At 62.2% G+C, this 17,569-nt stretch carries 14 protein-coding genes; 8 read left to right on the top strand and 6 right to left on the bottom strand.

Annotated elements, in window-relative coordinates; translation table 11 throughout:
• Positions 1–20: 20 nt before the first annotated feature.
• Positions 21–1,097 carry a bile acid:sodium symporter family protein gene (locus Q0X28_RS07375; protein ID WP_298577325.1) on the top strand — a complete coding sequence of 359 codons (1,077 nt, stop codon included), beginning with the start codon at positions 21–23 and terminating at the stop codon, positions 1,095–1,097.
• Positions 1,098–1,205: 108 nt separating this feature from the next.
• On the opposite strand, the gene Q0X28_RS07370 is transcribed toward Q0X28_RS07375, so the two are convergent.
• The 3 genes from Q0X28_RS07370 to Q0X28_RS07360 form a co-directional block, all read right to left on the bottom strand.
• Positions 1,206–1,382, bottom strand: coding sequence for a hypothetical protein (locus Q0X28_RS07370; protein ID WP_298577323.1), 177 nt, complete (start codon positions 1,380–1,382; stop codon positions 1,206–1,208).
• A gap of 70 nt (positions 1,383–1,452) precedes the next feature.
• Positions 1,453–2,100 carry a YqgE/AlgH family protein gene (locus Q0X28_RS07365; protein WP_298577321.1) on the bottom strand — a complete coding sequence of 216 codons (648 nt, stop codon included), beginning with the start codon at positions 2,098–2,100 and terminating at the stop codon, positions 1,453–1,455.
• Positions 2,097–3,503 carry a CCA tRNA nucleotidyltransferase gene (locus Q0X28_RS07360; protein ID WP_298577360.1) on the bottom strand — a complete coding sequence of 469 codons (1,407 nt, stop codon included), beginning with the start codon at positions 3,501–3,503 and terminating at the stop codon, positions 2,097–2,099. The genes Q0X28_RS07365 and Q0X28_RS07360 overlap by 4 nt, the downstream gene beginning before the upstream one ends.
• A 232-nt stretch (positions 3,504–3,735) precedes the next feature.
• Between Q0X28_RS07360 and Q0X28_RS08610 the strand changes: the two genes are divergently transcribed.
• From Q0X28_RS08610 to Q0X28_RS07325, 7 genes are all read left to right on the top strand, one after another.
• Positions 3,736–5,178, top strand: coding sequence for an NUDIX hydrolase (locus tag Q0X28_RS08610; protein WP_367270679.1), 1,443 nt, complete (start codon positions 3,736–3,738; stop codon positions 5,176–5,178).
• Between the two features lie 75 nt (positions 5,179–5,253).
• Positions 5,254–7,881, top strand: coding sequence for a DUF6049 family protein (locus Q0X28_RS07350; protein WP_298577318.1), 2,628 nt, complete (start codon positions 5,254–5,256; stop codon positions 7,879–7,881).
• Positions 7,874–10,492: a murein biosynthesis integral membrane protein MurJ gene (locus tag Q0X28_RS07345; protein ID WP_296239753.1), complete on the top strand. Its 2,619-nt coding sequence runs from the start codon at positions 7,874–7,876 to the stop codon at positions 10,490–10,492. Before Q0X28_RS07350 ends, Q0X28_RS07345 begins: the two co-directional genes overlap by 8 nt.
• Before the next feature lie 342 nt (positions 10,493–10,834).
• Complete coding sequence (locus Q0X28_RS07340) at positions 10,835–11,389, top strand: RNA polymerase sigma factor (protein WP_298577316.1); 555 nt, start codon at positions 10,835–10,837, stop codon at positions 11,387–11,389.
• A 109-nt stretch (positions 11,390–11,498) separates the two neighbouring features.
• The gene (gene trxB / locus Q0X28_RS07335; RefSeq protein ID WP_296239755.1) at positions 11,499–12,443 is read left to right on the top strand and encodes a thioredoxin-disulfide reductase; all 945 of its coding nucleotides are present in this window, start codon (positions 11,499–11,501) and stop codon (positions 12,441–12,443) included.
• A gap of 115 nt (positions 12,444–12,558) precedes the next feature.
• Positions 12,559–12,882 (top strand): thioredoxin, encoded by a 324-nt coding sequence (gene trxA / locus Q0X28_RS07330; RefSeq protein WP_298577313.1) that lies wholly within the window; start codon positions 12,559–12,561, stop codon positions 12,880–12,882.
• A gap of 167 nt (positions 12,883–13,049) precedes the next feature.
• Complete coding sequence (locus Q0X28_RS07325) at positions 13,050–14,177, top strand: N-acetylmuramoyl-L-alanine amidase (RefSeq protein ID WP_296239757.1); 1,128 nt, start codon at positions 13,050–13,052, stop codon at positions 14,175–14,177.
• 75 nt (positions 14,178–14,252) lie between these two features.
• Here Q0X28_RS07325 and Q0X28_RS07320 read toward each other — a convergent pair whose 3' ends face one another.
• From Q0X28_RS07320 to Q0X28_RS07310, 3 genes are all read right to left on the bottom strand, one after another.
• The gene (locus tag Q0X28_RS07320) at positions 14,253–15,161 is read right to left on the bottom strand and encodes a hypothetical protein (RefSeq protein WP_298577310.1); all 909 of its coding nucleotides are present in this window, start codon (positions 15,159–15,161) and stop codon (positions 14,253–14,255) included.
• A gap of 116 nt (positions 15,162–15,277) precedes the next feature.
• Complete coding sequence (locus tag Q0X28_RS07315; protein ID WP_298577307.1) at positions 15,278–16,306, bottom strand: ParB/RepB/Spo0J family partition protein; 1,029 nt, start codon at positions 16,304–16,306, stop codon at positions 15,278–15,280.
• Positions 16,306–17,217, bottom strand: a complete 912-nt coding sequence (locus Q0X28_RS07310) for a ParA family protein (protein WP_298577301.1) — start codon at positions 17,215–17,217, stop codon at positions 16,306–16,308. The genes Q0X28_RS07315 and Q0X28_RS07310 overlap by 1 nt, the downstream gene beginning before the upstream one ends.
• Between the last annotated feature and the right edge of the window lie 352 nt (positions 17,218–17,569).

Here is a 17,569-nt window from a genome sequence, read left to right as displayed (position 1 = left end):
CGGGGCGTTAAGCTAGGCGTATGGCCACACCTCGCAGCTCCTCCCCCAGCCGGTTCCGGCTCACGCTGCAGCGTATTAATAAGCACATCGATTGGCTTATCGTCGGCCTCCTCGCCTGCATCCTGCTGGCCACCGCTTTCCCTGCCAAAGGGGACTTCGCCATCGGCATGCACTACGTGTCCAAGGTGTTCCTCTTCCTCCTCTTCTTCTTCTATGGTGCCAAACTCGCACCACGTGAAACCCTTATGGGCCTCCGCAATTGGCGCCTCCACGTGGTCATCACCTGCTTCACCTTCGTCGTGTTCCCCATCATCGGCATCGGCCTCAAATACGCCACCATCGGCTGGCTAGGGCAAGGCCTCGCCCTGGGGCTCCTCTACCTCACACTGGTACCCGGCACCGTCCAGTCCTCCATCGCCTTCACCTCGGTGGCACACGGTAACGTGGCGGGCGCCATCGTCTCCGCCAGCATGTCCAATGTGCTGGGCGTGTTCCTCACTCCACTGCTGGTGATGCTCACCATGGCCACCACGGGTGATGTCCACATCACCGGCCGCAGCATCCTGGACATCTTCCTGCAGATTTTGCTGCCATTTATCATTGGCCAGTTGTTGCATAAGCGGCTGGGCCCGGTCCTGGGCCGTCACCCCATCCTCACCAAGACCATTGACCGCGGCACTATTTGGGTGAACGTGTACACCGCCTTTTCGGAGGCTGTGGTGGAAGGCGTGTGGAAGCGGGTGACGATGCTGCATCTGCTGGGGCTCGTCGGCATTTGTATTGTGGTGGTGAGCCTGGTGCTGACGCTCTCCTGGCTGCTGGCGCGGGCGTTGGGCTTCGACCGGGGCGACCGGATTGCCGCCCAGTTCTGCGGGTCGAAGAAGTCCCTGTCCAGCGGTATTGCGATGGGTGCGGTGTTGTTTGCGGGGGTGGGCAATGGGTTGAGCGCCGGCATGTTGATGCTGCCGTTGATGCTGTTCCACCTGTTCCAGCTGCTCATCTGTGCCGTGTTAGCGGGGCGCTATGGGCGCCAGTGGGAGCGGGCACACCCGGAAGGGGAGCCGGAAGAGGTTAGGGAACCGGCGCAGTCTGAGTAGCCGGCAGGTTACCGGCTGGCGTACCAGTACAACCAGTAGCGCCGCCTACTGCACTTTTGTCCGCCGTCCGGGACGTTCCCGTGTGACAGCAACTCTCCCGAGTGGCGGCTATTTGCGTTTGTTTTTCAGTCTGCTCACTGCGGCGTCGAAGTATTCCCGCTTTGTGTGCTTGGGCTTGCGGCGGGCGGCCTCGCGGGTGGCGGGCATGTCCTTATATTTGTCGCCCAGTATTTCGGAGCTGAGGGCTTTGCCGTAGTCCTGTACTTTGTTCCAGTCGATCTGCATTGTGCTCTTTTCGTTAATGGGGTGACGCAACCCGAACTCGGGGCAGCTGCCGGAGGTTGAAAGGGGTCGGCTAGTTCAGCCGGGGGTCCACGGGGCGGGAGGCGTAGAGGCTAAGCGGCCAGGGTTGGCGGCGCACCACCTGCGCATAGAGGTCTGTGTGGTGGTCGGTGGCGAAGTCGTTGTCGAGGGCGTCGCACACATACCAGTCGCCGGCGGCGATCTCCTCTGCCAGCTGACCGGGTTGCCACGCACAGTAGCCCATGTACAGGCGGTAGGATTCGCGAATGTCCTGGGTGCGGTACATGGCGTTGGCGGTGGGGTCCATAAGGAAGGTGCGGCCACGCACCGGGTGCATCACCGATAGGTCCACCGGGCAGCCTGGCTTCAACCGCAGCAACCCCGTCACCCGCTCCATTTCCACTGGTCCACCGATGAAAAAGCTGGCGGGTTTGGAGCAGTAGGGGGCGAAGAGGGGCAGCACGCTGTGGACGGACACTTCGGACTGTTGGTTGAGGATGATGCCGAAGGTGCCCCGGGTGTCGTCGTGTTCGAAGAGGTAGATGATGCTGCGGGAGAACACCTCGTCGCGCAAGTCGGGGGCGGACACCAGCAGGCACCCTTTGTAGGGGTCGCGCTGCTCCATGGCCAGGAAGATGCGGTCGGCGAAGGCGCCGAATTGGCTGAGGTTCCCGTAGGGGTTCATTTGGAAGTCGCTCACTGCGCCGCCCACCATTCACGCAAGGCGGCGACGGCGTCGTCATGCTCCATCGGCCCGTTCTCCATGCGCAGGTTTTTGAGGAATGCCCACGCCTGGCCCACCTGCGGGCCGGGCTGCAACCCCAGGATCTGCATGATCTCGTTGCCGTCCAGGTCGGGGCGGATGGCCGCTAGGTTTTCTTTTTCGCGTAGTTCGGCGATGCGCTCTTCCAGGCTGTCCACTAGGGCGTGGAGTTTTTTGCGTTTCCAGTCGCGGGCGGTGGTGCAGTCGGCGCGCACGAGCAGGTTGAGGCGGTCCAGGAGCGGGCCGGCGTCTGTCACGTAGCGGCGTACTGCCGAGTCGGTCCATTCGCCGTCACCGTACCCATGGATGCGCAGGTGGAGGTACACGAGTTGGCTGACGTCGTTGATCATCTGCCGGGAGTATTTGAGGGCTTTGAAGCGTTTCCGCACCATCCGGGCACCCACGATTTCATGCTGGTGGAAGGTGACGCCCCCGCCGGGTTTCGCGGCACGGGTGGGCACTTTGCCGACGTCGTGGAGGAGGGCCGCCCAGCGCAGCACTAGGTCGGGGTCGCCGGGTTCGAGCTCACAGGCCTGCTTCAACACGGTGAGGCTGTGGGTGTAGACGTCCTTGTGGGGAAGTGAGGGATCCGGCGGCATGGACATGGCGGGGATTTCGGGGAATATGTGGTTGGCCAGGCCGGTTTGGCAGAGCAGGTCGATGCCTTCCCACGGGTAGGCGCCCAGCATAAGCTTGTCGAGTTCCGCCTGGATGCGTTCGGCGGTGATGCGGGTGATTTCCGCGGACATGTGTTGGATGGCGGCGGTGACGCGGGGGGCGAGGGTGAAGCCGAGTTTGGAGACGAAGCGGCAGGCGCGGATCATGCGCAGCGGGTCGTCGTGGAAGCTCACCTCGGGGGCTTGTGGGGTGTCGAGCACTCCGGCGGCGAGGTCGTTGATGCCGCCGAGGGGGTCGCAGAATTCTTGGGTGCCGTCGCCGTGGAGGCGCAGGGCCATGGCGTTGACGGTGAAGTCGCGGCGGACGAGGTCCCCTTCGAGGGTGTCGCCAAAGTGGACGATGGGGTTGCGGGAGATGCCGTCGTACTGGTCGGCGCGGAAGGTGGTGATTTCAATTTGCCAGCCGCCTTTGCAGGCGGACACGGTGCCGTAGTCAATTCCGATGTCCCACACGTTGTCTGTGCAGTTTCGGAGGATGGTGGTGACGGCGTCGGGGCGGGCGTCGGTGGTGAAGTCGAGGTCGATGCCGAGGTGGCCGAGGAGGGCATCCCGCACGGAGCCGCCCACCAGGTAGAGGTCGTGGCCGGCTGCTTCGAAGGCGGCGGCCAGTGGGGTGAGGGTGGGGGCGAGGGTGTGGAGTTGGGCTTGGGCAGCGGCCATCATGTGGAGGGTGCGGTCGGGCTCCGCCGCGGGAGTAGCGGAGCCGACCGGGGAGGTGCTGGCGGTGTCCGCCGAGGAGGTGGCGGAGGCTACTGCGAGGGTGTTGGCGGTGTCCGCCGCGGGAGTGGGCTGCTGGTTCGTGGGATGCGTCATCGTGTGCAAGTTTACTAACATTGCCAGCTGCTCGGCCAAGAACTTAGACCTTATACCTGCAGACAAGTAGGATTGAGGGATAGTGGACAGTGAACGCAAGACCCCATCCGGCGGGGATTGCCGGCCTCCGCGTCGGCGTAGTTCCCGCCCGGCCGGCGCACCAGCCTCCGCGGCGAATCGTGCCCCGGCCTCTTCGGCTACGCCCACACAACCCACTCCGCGCCCCACTGCCACTCCACGCCCCTCCGCTATCCCAGCCCGCACGTCTACCAACACGTCGCGCACCTCGGCCACACCTCCCCGCCCGACGGCCACTCCCCGCCCCACCAGCATCCCCCGTAACGGCGCTATCGTCCTCGACCCCAACGGCGTCGCCGGCAAAGCACCCAAACGCTATACCCGCAGTTCCACGCAGAATAATGGGCGGCGGCCCGTCACCCGCTCCCTCACCAAGAGCCAGGTCAAACGCAACCGCGGCCGCAGCTACCCGGAGACATCCGCCGGCGGCCTGGTGCTGCGCAATATGCGCCGCGCCTATAATCCCCACACCAACCGCGTCTACCTGTCCGCTGTCAAGGTAGCACTTATCGGCCGGACCGATCGACGTGGTCGCCTCCTGTGGTCTCTGCCCAAGGGCCACATTGAGGACTATGAAACTGTCCCCATGACCGCTGTCCGCGAAGTGCGTGAGGAGACGGGCATCGAGGGTGAGATCATTAAGCACCTGGGCACCATCGACTACTGGTTCCTGTCCGACGGTAAGCGCATCCACAAGACTGTCCACCACTATCTGCTGCGCTTTGTGGGCGGGGAGCTTTCCAACGCGGACGCCGAGATTTCCGAGGTCAAATGGGTATCCATGAAGGATCTGCCCGCGCACTTAAGCTATGCCGATGAACGGAAGCTCGCTCGCCGGGCGACGGGCGTGGTGGCGGCGTGGATTCGTAGCGAGTATGGGTCCGGTGACGGCACCGGCGAGACGATCCAAATTGAGGGCGAGTATCCGGATGACGACATTCTGGGTGACGACCTCGACGAAGACGACCTGCTAGAACCTTCCTATGACGAGCAGAACAGTAGCCAGGGCAGCGCCCACCATAATGGCCAGACCAGTGCGCAGAATAACGGCCAGAATAGCGGCCAGCGGCGGAACCGTCGTGGCCGGCGGCGCGGCGGCAAACGTAACCGTCCCCGCCCCACCAACGGAACCACCGCAGCTGCCGGAGCTAACGGTGCCGCTGGAGGAAACCCCGCTGCCAGGGCAAACAGCACTGCCGGCGCCCGCAGCACTGCCGGCGCAAACAGGGCCAACAGCGCTAGCGCAACACCCGGGGCACACGGTTCTGCCAGCGCAAACGATGCGAACGCGGCGAATGGTACACACGGTGTTAACGGCACTAACAGTGCTAACGAGACCAGCGGGCTGCCACGCAAGAAGCGCCGCCGCGGCCATCGCGGGCGAGGCGGACGCGCCCGCCGCCCCAACGCCACCACCCCCAACACCAGCACTCAACCCCCCAGGTAGCCCCCCACTCGGTAGCTAACACACCAGCTCACAAGTAACTTAGACTCGTCACCACAACACACGATAGGAGGGACAATGACGACACCGCTGCGCCGCCGCATCGCCGGCCTCAGCCTCGCCTTCTGCACCCTCCTCGCCCCCACCGCCCTCGCCGGCGCCACCGCCACCGCCGCCACCACCAGCTACCTCAACGCCCTCGACGTCACCCCCAACTACAGCGGCGACGCCACCACCAGCACCGACGGCACTCCCCCCGCCTACCCTATCTACCCCGCCGGCTACACCAGCGCAGACTCCGCCCTCCTCGCCGCCATGAGCAGCCGCACCAACGCCACCCTCCGCACCCTCACCCAAGACCTCAGCCCCGTCCCCGACGCCACCCCCGACGCCCTCCACATCTCCCTCACCAGCATCACCCCCAACATCATCGACGGGACCACCAACAACCAGGTCACCATCAACGGCACCCTCACCAACGTCGGCAAACTCCCCATCAGCGACATCGAACTCCGCCTCCAACGCGGCGACTACGCCCCCTACGGAAACGCCCTCCGCCACACCCTCGTCGAAGACCAAATCAACTACCCCACCGCCCTTCCCTTCCATAGCCTCAACGCCACCCTCCGGCCCGGCGCCACCACCACCTTCACCCTCAAAGCCCGCATCACCGGCGGCACCGGCGACACCCTCAACATCCACGCCCCCGGCGTCTACCCCCTCCTCATCAACGCCAACGGACGCGTCAGCAAATCCGACAGCGCCCGCCTCCACGACGCCCGCATCCTCCTCCCCGTCCTCTCCCTCCCTGGCACCACCAGCCAAGACCCCGCCCAAACCGCCCCCCGCCCCATCACCCTCCTCTGGCCCCTCGCCACCACCCCCCAAGAAGCCAGCTACTACAGCTTCAGCTCCGTCGCTGTCCTCCGCAACGAGAACCTCGGCATCTCCCTCGCCAAAAACGGCCGCCTCCGCGCCCTCCTCGACACCGGGGCCGCCCTCCTCGGGGACCGCACCCTCGGCAACTCCGTCTGCCTCGCCGTCGACCCCGACCTCCTCCGCACCGTCAACCGCATGACCCGCCCCTACCGGGTCCTCAACAACCCCACCAACCGGCACGACGGCGTCCACAAAGGCAAACACAGCGGCGACGCCCAAACCTGGCTCGACCACCTTCGCGGACTTGCCGCCAACAGCTGCGTCATCGCCCTCCCCTGGGCCGGCGCCAGCCTCTCCGCCACCGCCCACAGCCGCGGCGACGCCCTCCCCCACCAACTTATGGTCGATAGCCGCGCCGTCACCTCCTACCTCCTCCGCACCCGCCTCTCCAGCCACGTCATCTGGCCCAACGTCGGCATGGTCACCACCGCCGACCTTGCCACCGCCGACCACCCCGAACTCCTCCTCGCCTCCAACGCCCTCACCAGCCCCAACCCCTACACCCGCGACGCCCAACACGCCCGCACCCTCTACCAGCGCAACCCCAAAGCCCCCCTGCGGGACGTCGCCAACAGCGGCTACGGCCAATGGTTCCGCGCCGACGGCACCACCTACACCGTCACCCCCTTCGACAGCACCCTCGCCACCGCCCTCGCCGCCACCGGCCAAAACCCCACCAATTCCCTCTTCGGCCCCAGCGACAGCCGCTATCTCCTCACCGCCGACAGCGCCACCGCCCGCATGCAAGACGCCGTCGCCACCCTCCTCTGGAAAACCAGCGCCAACCTCCGCCGCGAAAACCTCGCCACCAACAGCTACCCCGACGCCCCCCTCATCATCGCCCCACCACAGCACTGGTCCGTCACCGGCAGCGAACTCAAAACCTTCACCGACACCCTCCGCTACCTGGCCCGCCACAACCTCATCACCACCCAATCCCTCACCGACGCACTCGCCCAATCCAAGCAGACGCCCCGCCACGGCACCCTCAACACCGACCAGTTCACCAGCATGCCGCTACCGAACGTGCCCCTCGCCACCGTCGACCGCGCCGTCACCACCATCAACCGCTACCACAACGTCTTTGCCAACAAAGGCGACAACAGCTTCTATAAACGCGCCCGCTACAACATCTACCGCGCCACCACCACCCGTACCTGGGGCATCTCCCCCACCCTCGTCGGCAACGTCCCCACCAGCCACAACAACCGCCCCAACCAGCACCAGGGCAGCCCCGGCATCGCCCTCACCACGCCCCCCATGCTTGGCTACCCCACCGCCTACGCCCGCAGCATGGCACTCGCCGGCCATGCCATGCGCGGCTCCGTCACCCTCATCAAACCCGCTAGCATCTACACCCTCGCCTCCACCGACTCCGACCTGGTGCTCGTCGCCCGTAACGAACTCCCCGCAGACGTCACCGTCACAGTCCACACCCTGCAGCGCACCGGTGACGGCGACGGCGCCCCCACCGGCCCAGAACTGGCCCCCGCCCGCACCATCACCATCCCCGCCCAAGCCTCCCTCAACGTCAACATCCCGGTCCAGCTGCCCTCCGGTACATCCGTCCCCGTCCACGTCTCCCTCCTGAGCGCCGACGGGCAAGAGCTCGGCACCACCGTCAACATGACGGTCCGCGTCAGCCGACTCACCCCCCTCCTCGGCTTCCTCCTGTTCGCCGCAATAGCCGTGCTGGCATTCCTTATCCTGAAGCGCGTGCTCCCCCTCATCCGGCGGAGCAACGGACAAGGACGCTCCCATGAGTAAAGAAACCGACCGCGCCATCCAACGCGCCCAGCAGCTCGAAGCCACCGGCACCGCCAGCGAAGACAGCGACAGCGACGTCCTGCGCTCCACCGGCACCATGGCTATCGCCACCCTCCTCAGCCGCATCACCGGCTTCATCAAAGCCACCCTGCTGGGTGCCAGCCTCGGCGCTGCCGTGTTCTCCTCCTTTAACTCCGCCAACCAGCTTCCCAACCTCGTCACCGAGATCGTCCTGGGCGCCGTGCTCACCAGCCTGGTGGTGCCCGTGCTGGTGCGCGCAGAAAAGGAGGACCCGGACCACGGCGCCTCCTTCATCCGCCGGCTCATCACCGTGTCCAGTGTGCTGCTCATTGTGGTGACGGTGGTGTGCGTGGCTGCCGCGCCGCTGCTCACCCGCCTCAGCCTGGACCCCGGCGGCAAAGTGAACGTCTACCAGGCCACCAACTTCGCCTACCTGGTGTTGCCGCAGATCTTCTTCTACGGCATATCCGCCCTGCTCATGGCCATCCTCAACACGAAGGGTGTGTTCAAGCCGGGGGCGTGGGCGCCCGTGTGGAATAACATTGTTGTCCTCTTTTTCGTCACCCTCTACTGGGTGATTCCCGGTGGTCTGGCCCCCAACGACAACGGCTCCTTCACCAACATCCACATGCTCATTCTGGGCTTGGGCGCCACCCTGGGTGTGGTGGTGCAGGCGGTCGTGCTCATTCCGCCACTCCGCAAAATTGGTATTGACCTGCGCCCCGAGTGGGGTATCGATAGCCGCATTAAGCAGTTCGCGGGGATGGGCATCGCCATTGTGGTGTATGTGGCCATCAGCCAGGCCGGCTATTTCGTCACTAACCGCATCGCCTCTATGGCCGATAATGCGGCACCGGGCGTGTATTCGCAGGCGTGGCTGCTGCTGCAGATGCCCTACGGCATTATTGGGGTGACGCTGCTTACGGCCATCATGCCGCGGCTGTCCCGCAACGCCGCCGACAACAACACGAAGGGTGTGGTGCGGGACCTCACCGTCGCCACCAAACTCACCATGATCGGCATCCTGCCCGTTGTGGTGTTCATGCTGGTGTTCGGCCCGGAGATCGGGGTGGCACTGTACGCCTACGGGCGATTCTCGGTGTCAGCAGCGACCGCCATTGGGTTGACGGTGGCACTGTCCGCGTTCACGCTGATCCCCTACAGCATTGTGCTGCTCCATCTACGCGTCTTCTACGCCCGCGAGCAGGCCTGGACGCCCACCTTCATCATCATCGCCATCACCACCACGAAGATTATTTTGTCGAGCTTGGCGATCACCATGGCACCCAATACGGAGTCGGTGGTGATTCTGCTGGGTGTGGCCAACGGCTGTGCTTTCATTGCCGGCGCTGGCATCGGTGCCTACCTGCTGAAACGCAGTATTGGGACGCTGAATTCGCGGGAGGTGCTGCACACCTGCGTGTGGGTGCTGGGGGCGTCGCTGGTGGCCGTTGCGGTGGCGTTTGGGGTGGACCACATTCCGTTTATCCGCAACCTGTCCGACCAGTTGGGCTCCGGCGGCATGATCATTCGGGTGATTATTGCCGGGCTGCTACTGGTGGGCATTACTGTGCTTATTCTGTCGCTCAGCCCCCTGCCGGAGGTGGGGACGCTGGAGCGGCTGTTGGCACGCCTGCCCGGGCCGGGTGGCCGCTACTTTGGGCGGCGGGCCTCTTCCCGCTCCAGCACCACTGGGGCTGCCTCGGGGGTAGCTATTGATGAGCATGTTCCCGACCAGCTCAACGAGGCCCTGGAGTTGACCGCGGGCGGCACCAGCCCCTTGACTACCCGGATTTCCCTTCCGAAGTTGGCCCCGGTGGCTGGCTACCTGCTGCCCGGCGCTTACGTGTGCGACGGCCGCTACCGGCTGGTGTCCTACAAGGGTAAGAATGCTGAAGGGGAGGTGACGTGGCTGGCGACGGATAGCCAGCAGCCTGGCAAGCGGGTGATTTTGGTGACGGCGGCCGACAAGGTTATTCGCGTTCCGCAGCCGGTGGAGACGGCGCTGGTTGCTACGGCGGAGGTGCCGGTCGCGGAGCAGGCAGAGGCGCAGGCGCGGGCCGAGGCGCACGCTCGGGCTGATGCGCGGGCGCAGGAGCGAGCTGAAGTGCAGGCCGACGCAGAGGCGCCCGCACAGACCGACAGTCAGGCGCAGGATGAAGCGCAGACGCCGACCGGAACTGAGGCGCGGGCCGAGGAAGCGCCGCAAGCCGAGGAAGATACCCTCACCAGCAGCAGTGGTGACGGTGCCAACTCTCTCAACATGGCCATGAACGAGGACGGCGCGACCGCCGACAGCACTCCCCTGGAAACCATCAACGTGGTGGAGGAAACTACCCCCCACAATGTCCACCACACCTCGCCGCTACGCTTCTTTGTGGCCTCACTGGTGAGCATCGCCCTAGCCACCGGCATCGGCGCTGGCCTTTTCGCCGCCCTACACAACCCTCTAGCCGGCGTCGAGGACCTCCACCGCACCACCACCCAAACACAATCGCATCCCCAGCCGCAAACCCAAACAGAGTCTCAACCGCAGTCTCAACCGGAGACCCAGCAGCTCCCCCAGGACACCTCCCACAAGCCTTCCTAGCGAGCACTCCCGTCCCGTCTTTTCCGGGCCTTTCACCGGCCATCTCCTAGCCCAGCCTTTTACCCATTTGAGCCAGGCCGTCCACACTCTCCTAGCCCAGCCCAGTACCCTCGCTCATCCACTTTTTCAGCCCTAAAATTCTTTTTTCGGTCCTCTTTTTCATGCACAAATATGTACTCTTACCTGCGGTAACATCTCCGCATTTCGCCTCCTGGGGGCCCATCACCGCAAATCTAGCTCCCCCACGGATGTACGCGTGTTCCTAAAGTAGTACGCAACAAGGGTGCTCCACCACTCGACACGGCCTCTCCACCGTGCGGCGTCATGCTTTCAGGACCTACCATGCTTAGCTCTGTCGAAGAGCGTTTCCTGCCTAACGACATGTTCGCGACCCACCGCGACCTGTTCGACACTTTCGACGCCAACACTGGCCTCTACCGCACCATCGCCTACAGCATCTGCCGCAACCACGACGACGCTGAAGATGCGTTGCAAGACGCCTGCGTGAACCTGCTTTCCCGCAAACTCCCCCGACGCGGCTCCAACCTGGTTCAGTGGGTTGCCCGTGTTGTTACCAACGCCGCTATCGACCACCAACGCCGCCTCCACCGCCACCCCACCTCCGAACTCTGCGAAGGCTTCGATCAGCCCCTCTGCGATTGCACGGACTGGCCCCTCGTGGACGGCTACAACTACAGCGTGGAGCAGATGCTCAAAGAACTCCCCACCGATCAGCGCGAAGCCATCTTCCTCGTGGACGTTATCGGCTTCACCCTGCAGGAAACCGCCGAGCTGGTAGGCGCGCCCCTCGGCACTGTCAAGAGCCGCCGTAACCGCGCCCGCGCTCGCCTTGTTCGGTCTGCCGCCCAGGACGCTCTCCTCCTCCAGAGTGCCTAGTTGCCGGCTGCCCCTGGAAGGTTTTCCTATACCCCGTAGGGAATAAATGCTCGGGGGTACCCGTTTCACTAAAATGAGAACAACACATCGATCTCACAGAAGGACAATCGTGGCTGAGAAAACTCCCGACACTGTCGCTGACGTTATCATTGTTGGCTCCGGTCCGGCCGGCTACACTGCCGCCATCTATGCCGCCCGCGCAGAATTAGAACCCATTGTGTTTGAAGGTTTCGCCGCTGGTGGCCTCCTCATGAACACCACGGTCATCGAAAACTTCCCCGGCTTCCACGAAGGTATCGAAGGCCCCAAGCTTATGGAGGAAATGCGCGGCCAAGCCGAACGCTTCGGCGCTGAACTCCGCACGGAAGAAGTCGATAAGATCGACCTCACCGGAGAGATCAAAACCGTTGAATCCCTTGGGGTTACCTATGGAGCCAAGACCATCATCCTGGCCATGGGCTCCGCTCCCCGCTACCTCAACGTTCCCGGCGAAGAAGAATTCAAAGCCCGCGGTGTCAGCGCCTGCGCCACCTGCGACGGCTTCTTCTTCAAAGACAAGGACATCGCTGTCGTCGGCGGTGGCGACTCCGCCATGGAAGAAGCCACCTACCTCACTCGCTTCGCCAAGTCCGTCACCCTCATCCACCGCCGCGATGAGTTCCGCGCCAGCCCCATCATGTCCGAACGCGCCGAAGCCGACCCCAAGATCCGCTTCCTCATGAACTCCGTCATCGACGAGGTACAGGGCGAGAACACCCTCAACAACCTCCGCATCAAGAACACCGTCACCGGTGAACTCAGCGACCTCCCCGTCGAAGGCCTATTCGTCGCCATCGGCCACGACCCACAGTCCCAGCTGGTCCGCGACCAGGTTGAGGTTGACGCCAAGGGCTACGTAAAGGTGGACGGCCGCAGCTCCCGCACTAACATTGACGGCGTTTTTGCCTGCGGCGACCTTGTCGACGACCACTACCAGCAGGCCGTTACCGCCGCCGGCTCCGGCTGTGTCGCCGCCCTAGATGCTCAAGCCTGGCTGATGAACCACCCCTCCTAACTGGCACACCGCCGGCGAGGCACAGCACGCCCCTCGCACGCTTCCCTCGCCCATCGCATTGCCACGACATTTATCTCTATTCCACATCGTTCGATTGCACTAAAGGAGATCTCCGATGTCCGACACCATCACCGTCACCTCCAACAACTTCCGTTCCGTCGTCGCTGAAGCCGAACTTCCTGTCCTGGTGGACTTCTGGGCAACCTGGTGCGGCCCCTGCCAGGCCGTCGGCCCCGTCATCGACGAGATTGCCACCGAAAACAAGGACAAGCTGGTAGTGGGCAAGGTCAACGTCGACGAGCAGCAGGCCCTCGCCCAAATGTTCGGCGTCATGTCCATCCCCACCATGCTCCTCTTCAAGGACGGCAAGGTCGCCAAGACCCTCACCGGTGCCCGGCCCAAAGCCGCCATCATGGCCGCCATTAAGGACGAACTGTAAACATCGGCCCATCTGTTCCACCCCTTGCGGGTTGGTGACGAGTCCATGACGGGCTAACCAAGCGGCACGGGTTGTGCGACCCGTGCCGCTTGGTTGTGTGCTATTTGGCCTAACCTTTTAAGATTGAACTAAGCCATTCTTGTGTCTGGTGCGCTAGGAGACTCATCATGACAGAACCCCGCACGAACCCCTCCACCCCCGGAGACGTGCGTCAGCAGCTCATTGAGCTGGGTTTTGTTGTGAATGCCGAGGACGACCTCACCACTGCCATCTGCGCCTTTCAGCAGCAGCGGGGGCTCGTTGTCGACGGCCACGTGGGCCCCATGACCCGCCGCGCCCTCTCCGAAGCTAGCCACAAACTGGGCTGTCGCGTCCTCAATTTCATGCCCACCAACCTTATGTTCGGTGACGACGTTGCTACCCTCCAGGACTCCCTCCAAGAGCTGGGTTTCTACACCAGCCGGATCGACGGCGTTTTTGGCCCCAACACTCACGTTGCCCTGCTGAACTACCAGCGGGAGTTTGGCCTCTCTGCTGACGGTATCTGCGGCCCCGCCACCCTCCAGTCGCTTAGCCGGCTGGGTCGGCGCGTTACCGGCGGTTCCCCCTCCAACATTGTGGAACAGGAGATTGTTCGCTCGTCCGGTCCGAGTTTGTCCGGCAAACGCATTATCTTGAACCCGCATGTGTATAACGGCACTGGCCAGTATGGGGAGTTGCTGCCGGAGGATATTGCGGACCTGCACGACGAAGTGGTGTGGGATATAGCGAACCGTATTGAGGGCCGCATGATGGCGTTGGGTGTGGAAACGTTTATCACTCACCCGCGCGGTGGAGATATTTCCCCGGATAGTGCCGCCCAGATGGCGAACCAGGTTGATGGCGACTTGATGATCACCATGGAGTGCGACGTCTACCCTAACGACTTGGCCAACGGTGTGGCCACATTCTTCTTCCGCAATAGCCACGGCAAAGTGAGCGCGGTCGGTAAGCTACTTGCCCAGTTTGTGCAGCGTGAGGTGGTGGCCCGTACCGGGCTGACGGATTGTCGTTCGCATGGTCGCACGTGGGATGTGCTGCGGTTGACCCGTATGCCGTCGATTTGTGCCTCGCTGGGCTACATTACGAATAAGCATGACCGTGAACTACTGTTGTCTGCGGAGGGTCGTGACGCGATAGCCGAGGGCATTGTGGTGGCTGTGAAGCGGCTTTATCTGATGAATGACGACACGCTGTCTACTGGGTCTTTCACTTTCGCTGAGCTTCTTGAAGTGGAGCGCAAGAGCCTCCGCTAGCCGGGGTTCCGCTAGCCGGCACGTTCGCTGCGTAACACCCACGCTAATCGGCGCCAGCACTGCGTGACGCCTTTGCTAGTCGGCGTTTCCGCTTACCGACACGTGCCGTACTCTCCGACGCTCGTCTCTTGTTCGCTCGTCTCTCTTAAGCGCTCGCTTCACTGAATTTCCAGCCTCAGTGTCGCTTTGCGTTGTGGTCGCGGTGCCGGGTCCTGGTGTTACCTCTGTCCTGGCTCCTGCTCGCGCCTCTGTCCTGGCTCCTGGTGTCGCTTCAGCTTCGGTTCTTGTTTTCGCTCCGGCATCAGCTCCAGCTCCGACCGGTACGCGTTCGGTTTCATAGGTGATGAGTTCAATCATCCGGTCGACATACCGTTGATCCAGTGCCGCTTTCACGGACTGCTGCCACAGGTTGCGTTTATCGACGTCCATGCGCCAGCGGGACACCCGCGGATGCGGCACAATCTCTTTGAAACCACAGGCCGACAACACGTCTCGCGTGGGAATGCAGAGGTGGTCAAGAGCGGATTTGGTATCCGCGTCCCGCGCATAGGATCCCGCATCCCCTTCCCTACCGAAGGCCTCCACGGCCCGAACGCCGCGGTCGCGCAGATCCGCCACAGCTGCATTAATGAGTCTCACGTAGGCCATGACGGAGCGGTATTCGTCAGTGATGTAGACGTGGCTCAGCACCATGGCGTCGGGGTTGACGGGTCCACTGGGGAGCAGTTTGTGGCGTGGGATGTAGTTTGGGGGTGCGTAGAGAACGAGTCCGACGGCACGTTCGTCTGCTACGAGCACTTGCCCGCAGACGCCCCATTCGAGGAGAACGGCGGAGAGCCATGCTTCTTTTTCGAAGGAGTCATCGTAGCCGCGCTCGATGTGTCCGGGCTCGCGGTCGGTTTCCCAAAAGGCGCAGACGCGGGAGTGGTGAGGTAGCTCCTCGACCATGGAGAGTTCGAGCGGCACGATGCGTAAATCTGCCACAGTGGCCTCCTTCCCGGTCTGTTTTGCCCCATTTTCGTCACTGTCACAGTGACGAAAAAACCTAGAGTACTTACACCTTTGTATTTTTGCTGTTTTTTGGCTATTTTGTGCTATTTTCATCCAAGGCTGTTGAGCAAATCGATGATGCGTTGTGCATCCTCGACATCACCAAAGTCGATGACGATTCGACCCTTCTTCCGGCCCATCGCTACCTTCACTGTCGTGTCGAGAGCGTCGGAGAGACGGGTCGCCCCGGCTTTAATGCTGGCCGGAATCTCCGCCTTTGCCACAGCCTTCTTCGGCGCAGTCGTTTTCCCCCCATTGTTGAGGAGTGTGACTGCTTCTTCAGTCTGCCGAACAGAGAGACCCTCGGCCACAATGCGAGCAGCGAGTGCTTCTTGGCCGCTACTTCCGGTCTTTACACCGAGGAGGGCGCGCGCATGCCCAGCAGAAAGAACACCCGCTGCAACCCGACGCTGTACTGGCACCGGCAGTTTGAGGAGGCGGATCATATTGGTGACGACCGGTCGTGATCGTCCGATTTTGTCGGCGAGCTGTTCATGCGTCACGTCGAACTCTTCCAGCAGCTGTTGATAGGCTGCTGCTTCTTCTAGCGGGTTCAGCTGCACGCGGTGAATGTTCTCGAGGAGCGCGTCACGCAGCATTTCTGAATCGTCAGTCTGGCGGACTATCGCCGGAATGGTCTCCAGGCCGGCTTTTTGGCTGGCACGCCAGCGTCGTTCGCCCATGATAATTTCGTAGGTTTTGGGCGCAATTTCCCGCACTACGATGGGCTGTAAGAGTCCGAATTCCTTGACGGAGTGCACTAGCTCGTTCATGGCATCTTCGTCGAAGACGGTGCGCGGCTGCTTCTCGTTGGGACGGATGGAGCCGATGGGGATGTCACGATACACGGCACCCACGGGACGCGTTTTTGCTTTCTTGGCAGCTGTTGCTGCTGCCGTACGGCTGTTATCGCCAGACTTTTTTGGTGCCTGGCGGGTGCCAGCGTCAGTCTCCCGATTGCCGGAACCCATGATGATGTCTGCTGCCGCGTCTCCGAGGCGGGGGCCGGCGGGGCGATCATCTGTGGGGATGAGGGCAGCTAGTCCGCGTCCGAGCCCACCATTACGCTTCTTCGCCATTAATCTTCTCCGACTTCTTCACGATATTCTTCTTCCTCACGGGCACCACGCATGATGATTTCGCGGGCTGCCTCTAGGTATGTCTTGGCACCGGTAGAGCCCGGGTCAAATTGGATGACCGTTTGGCCAAATCCGGGGGCTTCAGACACCTTCACGGAGCGCGGAATAATGGTGTCGAGGACGATTTCGCCAAAGTGGTTGCGCACTTCGGAGGCCACTTGATCGGCAAGCTTGGTGCGACCATCAAACATGGTCAGAAGAATCGTGGACAGATGCAGATTCTTATTGAGGTGCATCTGAATGAGGTTGATGTTGTTGAGGAGCTGTCCCACGCCCTCAAGTGCGTAGTATTCACACTGAATGGGGAGCAGGATCTCATTAGCTGCCACCATTGAGTTAATGGTCAGGAGGCCGAGTGACGGCGGACAGTCGATAAAGACAAAATCCACATCGAGTTCGTCGAGATAATCATCGTCGAGGGCATCCTTCAGACGGTTTTCCCGTGCCACCATTCCGACAAGTTCAATCTCAGAACCCGCGAGATCAATTGTTGCGGGTACAACAAACACGTTCTCGCCAGCTGTAGATTTCTGTACGCATTCTTCGAGCTTGCAGTCCCCCAGTAGAAGTTCGTAGCTCGATGGTGTCCCTGATCGATGCTCTGCTCCTAGTGCGGTAGACGCGTTTCCCTGTGGGTCGAGATCGACGACGAGCACGCGCATCCCGTAGAGTCCAAGTGCAGCCGCAAGGTTTACTGCAGAGGTGGTCTTTCCGACGCCACCTTTTTGGTTGGCGACAGAGAGCATTCGACGGAATGCAGGGCGCGGCAGATCGTCGAGATCCATTCGGTGAATGATTCGAGATGCGCGCTCAGCTGCTTCCGCGATGGGAGTATCGGAGTAGCTGCTCATCTTTGCAATAGTCCTTTTGTGTGTTTCACGTGAAACTGTCTCTTTGTATTCTCTCACGATTACCCCTTTTTCGGGGCATCAGTTTTTTGCTGCTCCCCCAATATTCGTTTCACGTGAAACGTGGTGCAAAAAGTTGGGAGCATCGATCTCATGTCATTGTCCAATTAAAGTTGAGCCAGCGGGCGGATTGTTTCACGGGAAACAAGGTGTCATAAGAAGCGCCGTTCACACACTGGCGATTGCTACTGGTTTCAAACGTCACCACATGAAAACACCCGCTGTTGAGAGTGCCGCCCGAGCATCCCTCTCTATGCGACATGGAGAGGCTATCAGCGTGAGTAACACACTGCGT

The sequence above is a fragment of the uncultured Lawsonella sp. genome (assembly GCF_947252745.1).
Lineage (GTDB): Bacteria > Actinomycetota > Actinomycetes > Mycobacteriales > Mycobacteriaceae > Lawsonella.
The sequence above is the reverse complement of the archived record's forward strand: the minus strand, read 5'-3'. Positions and strand labels throughout refer to the sequence as shown.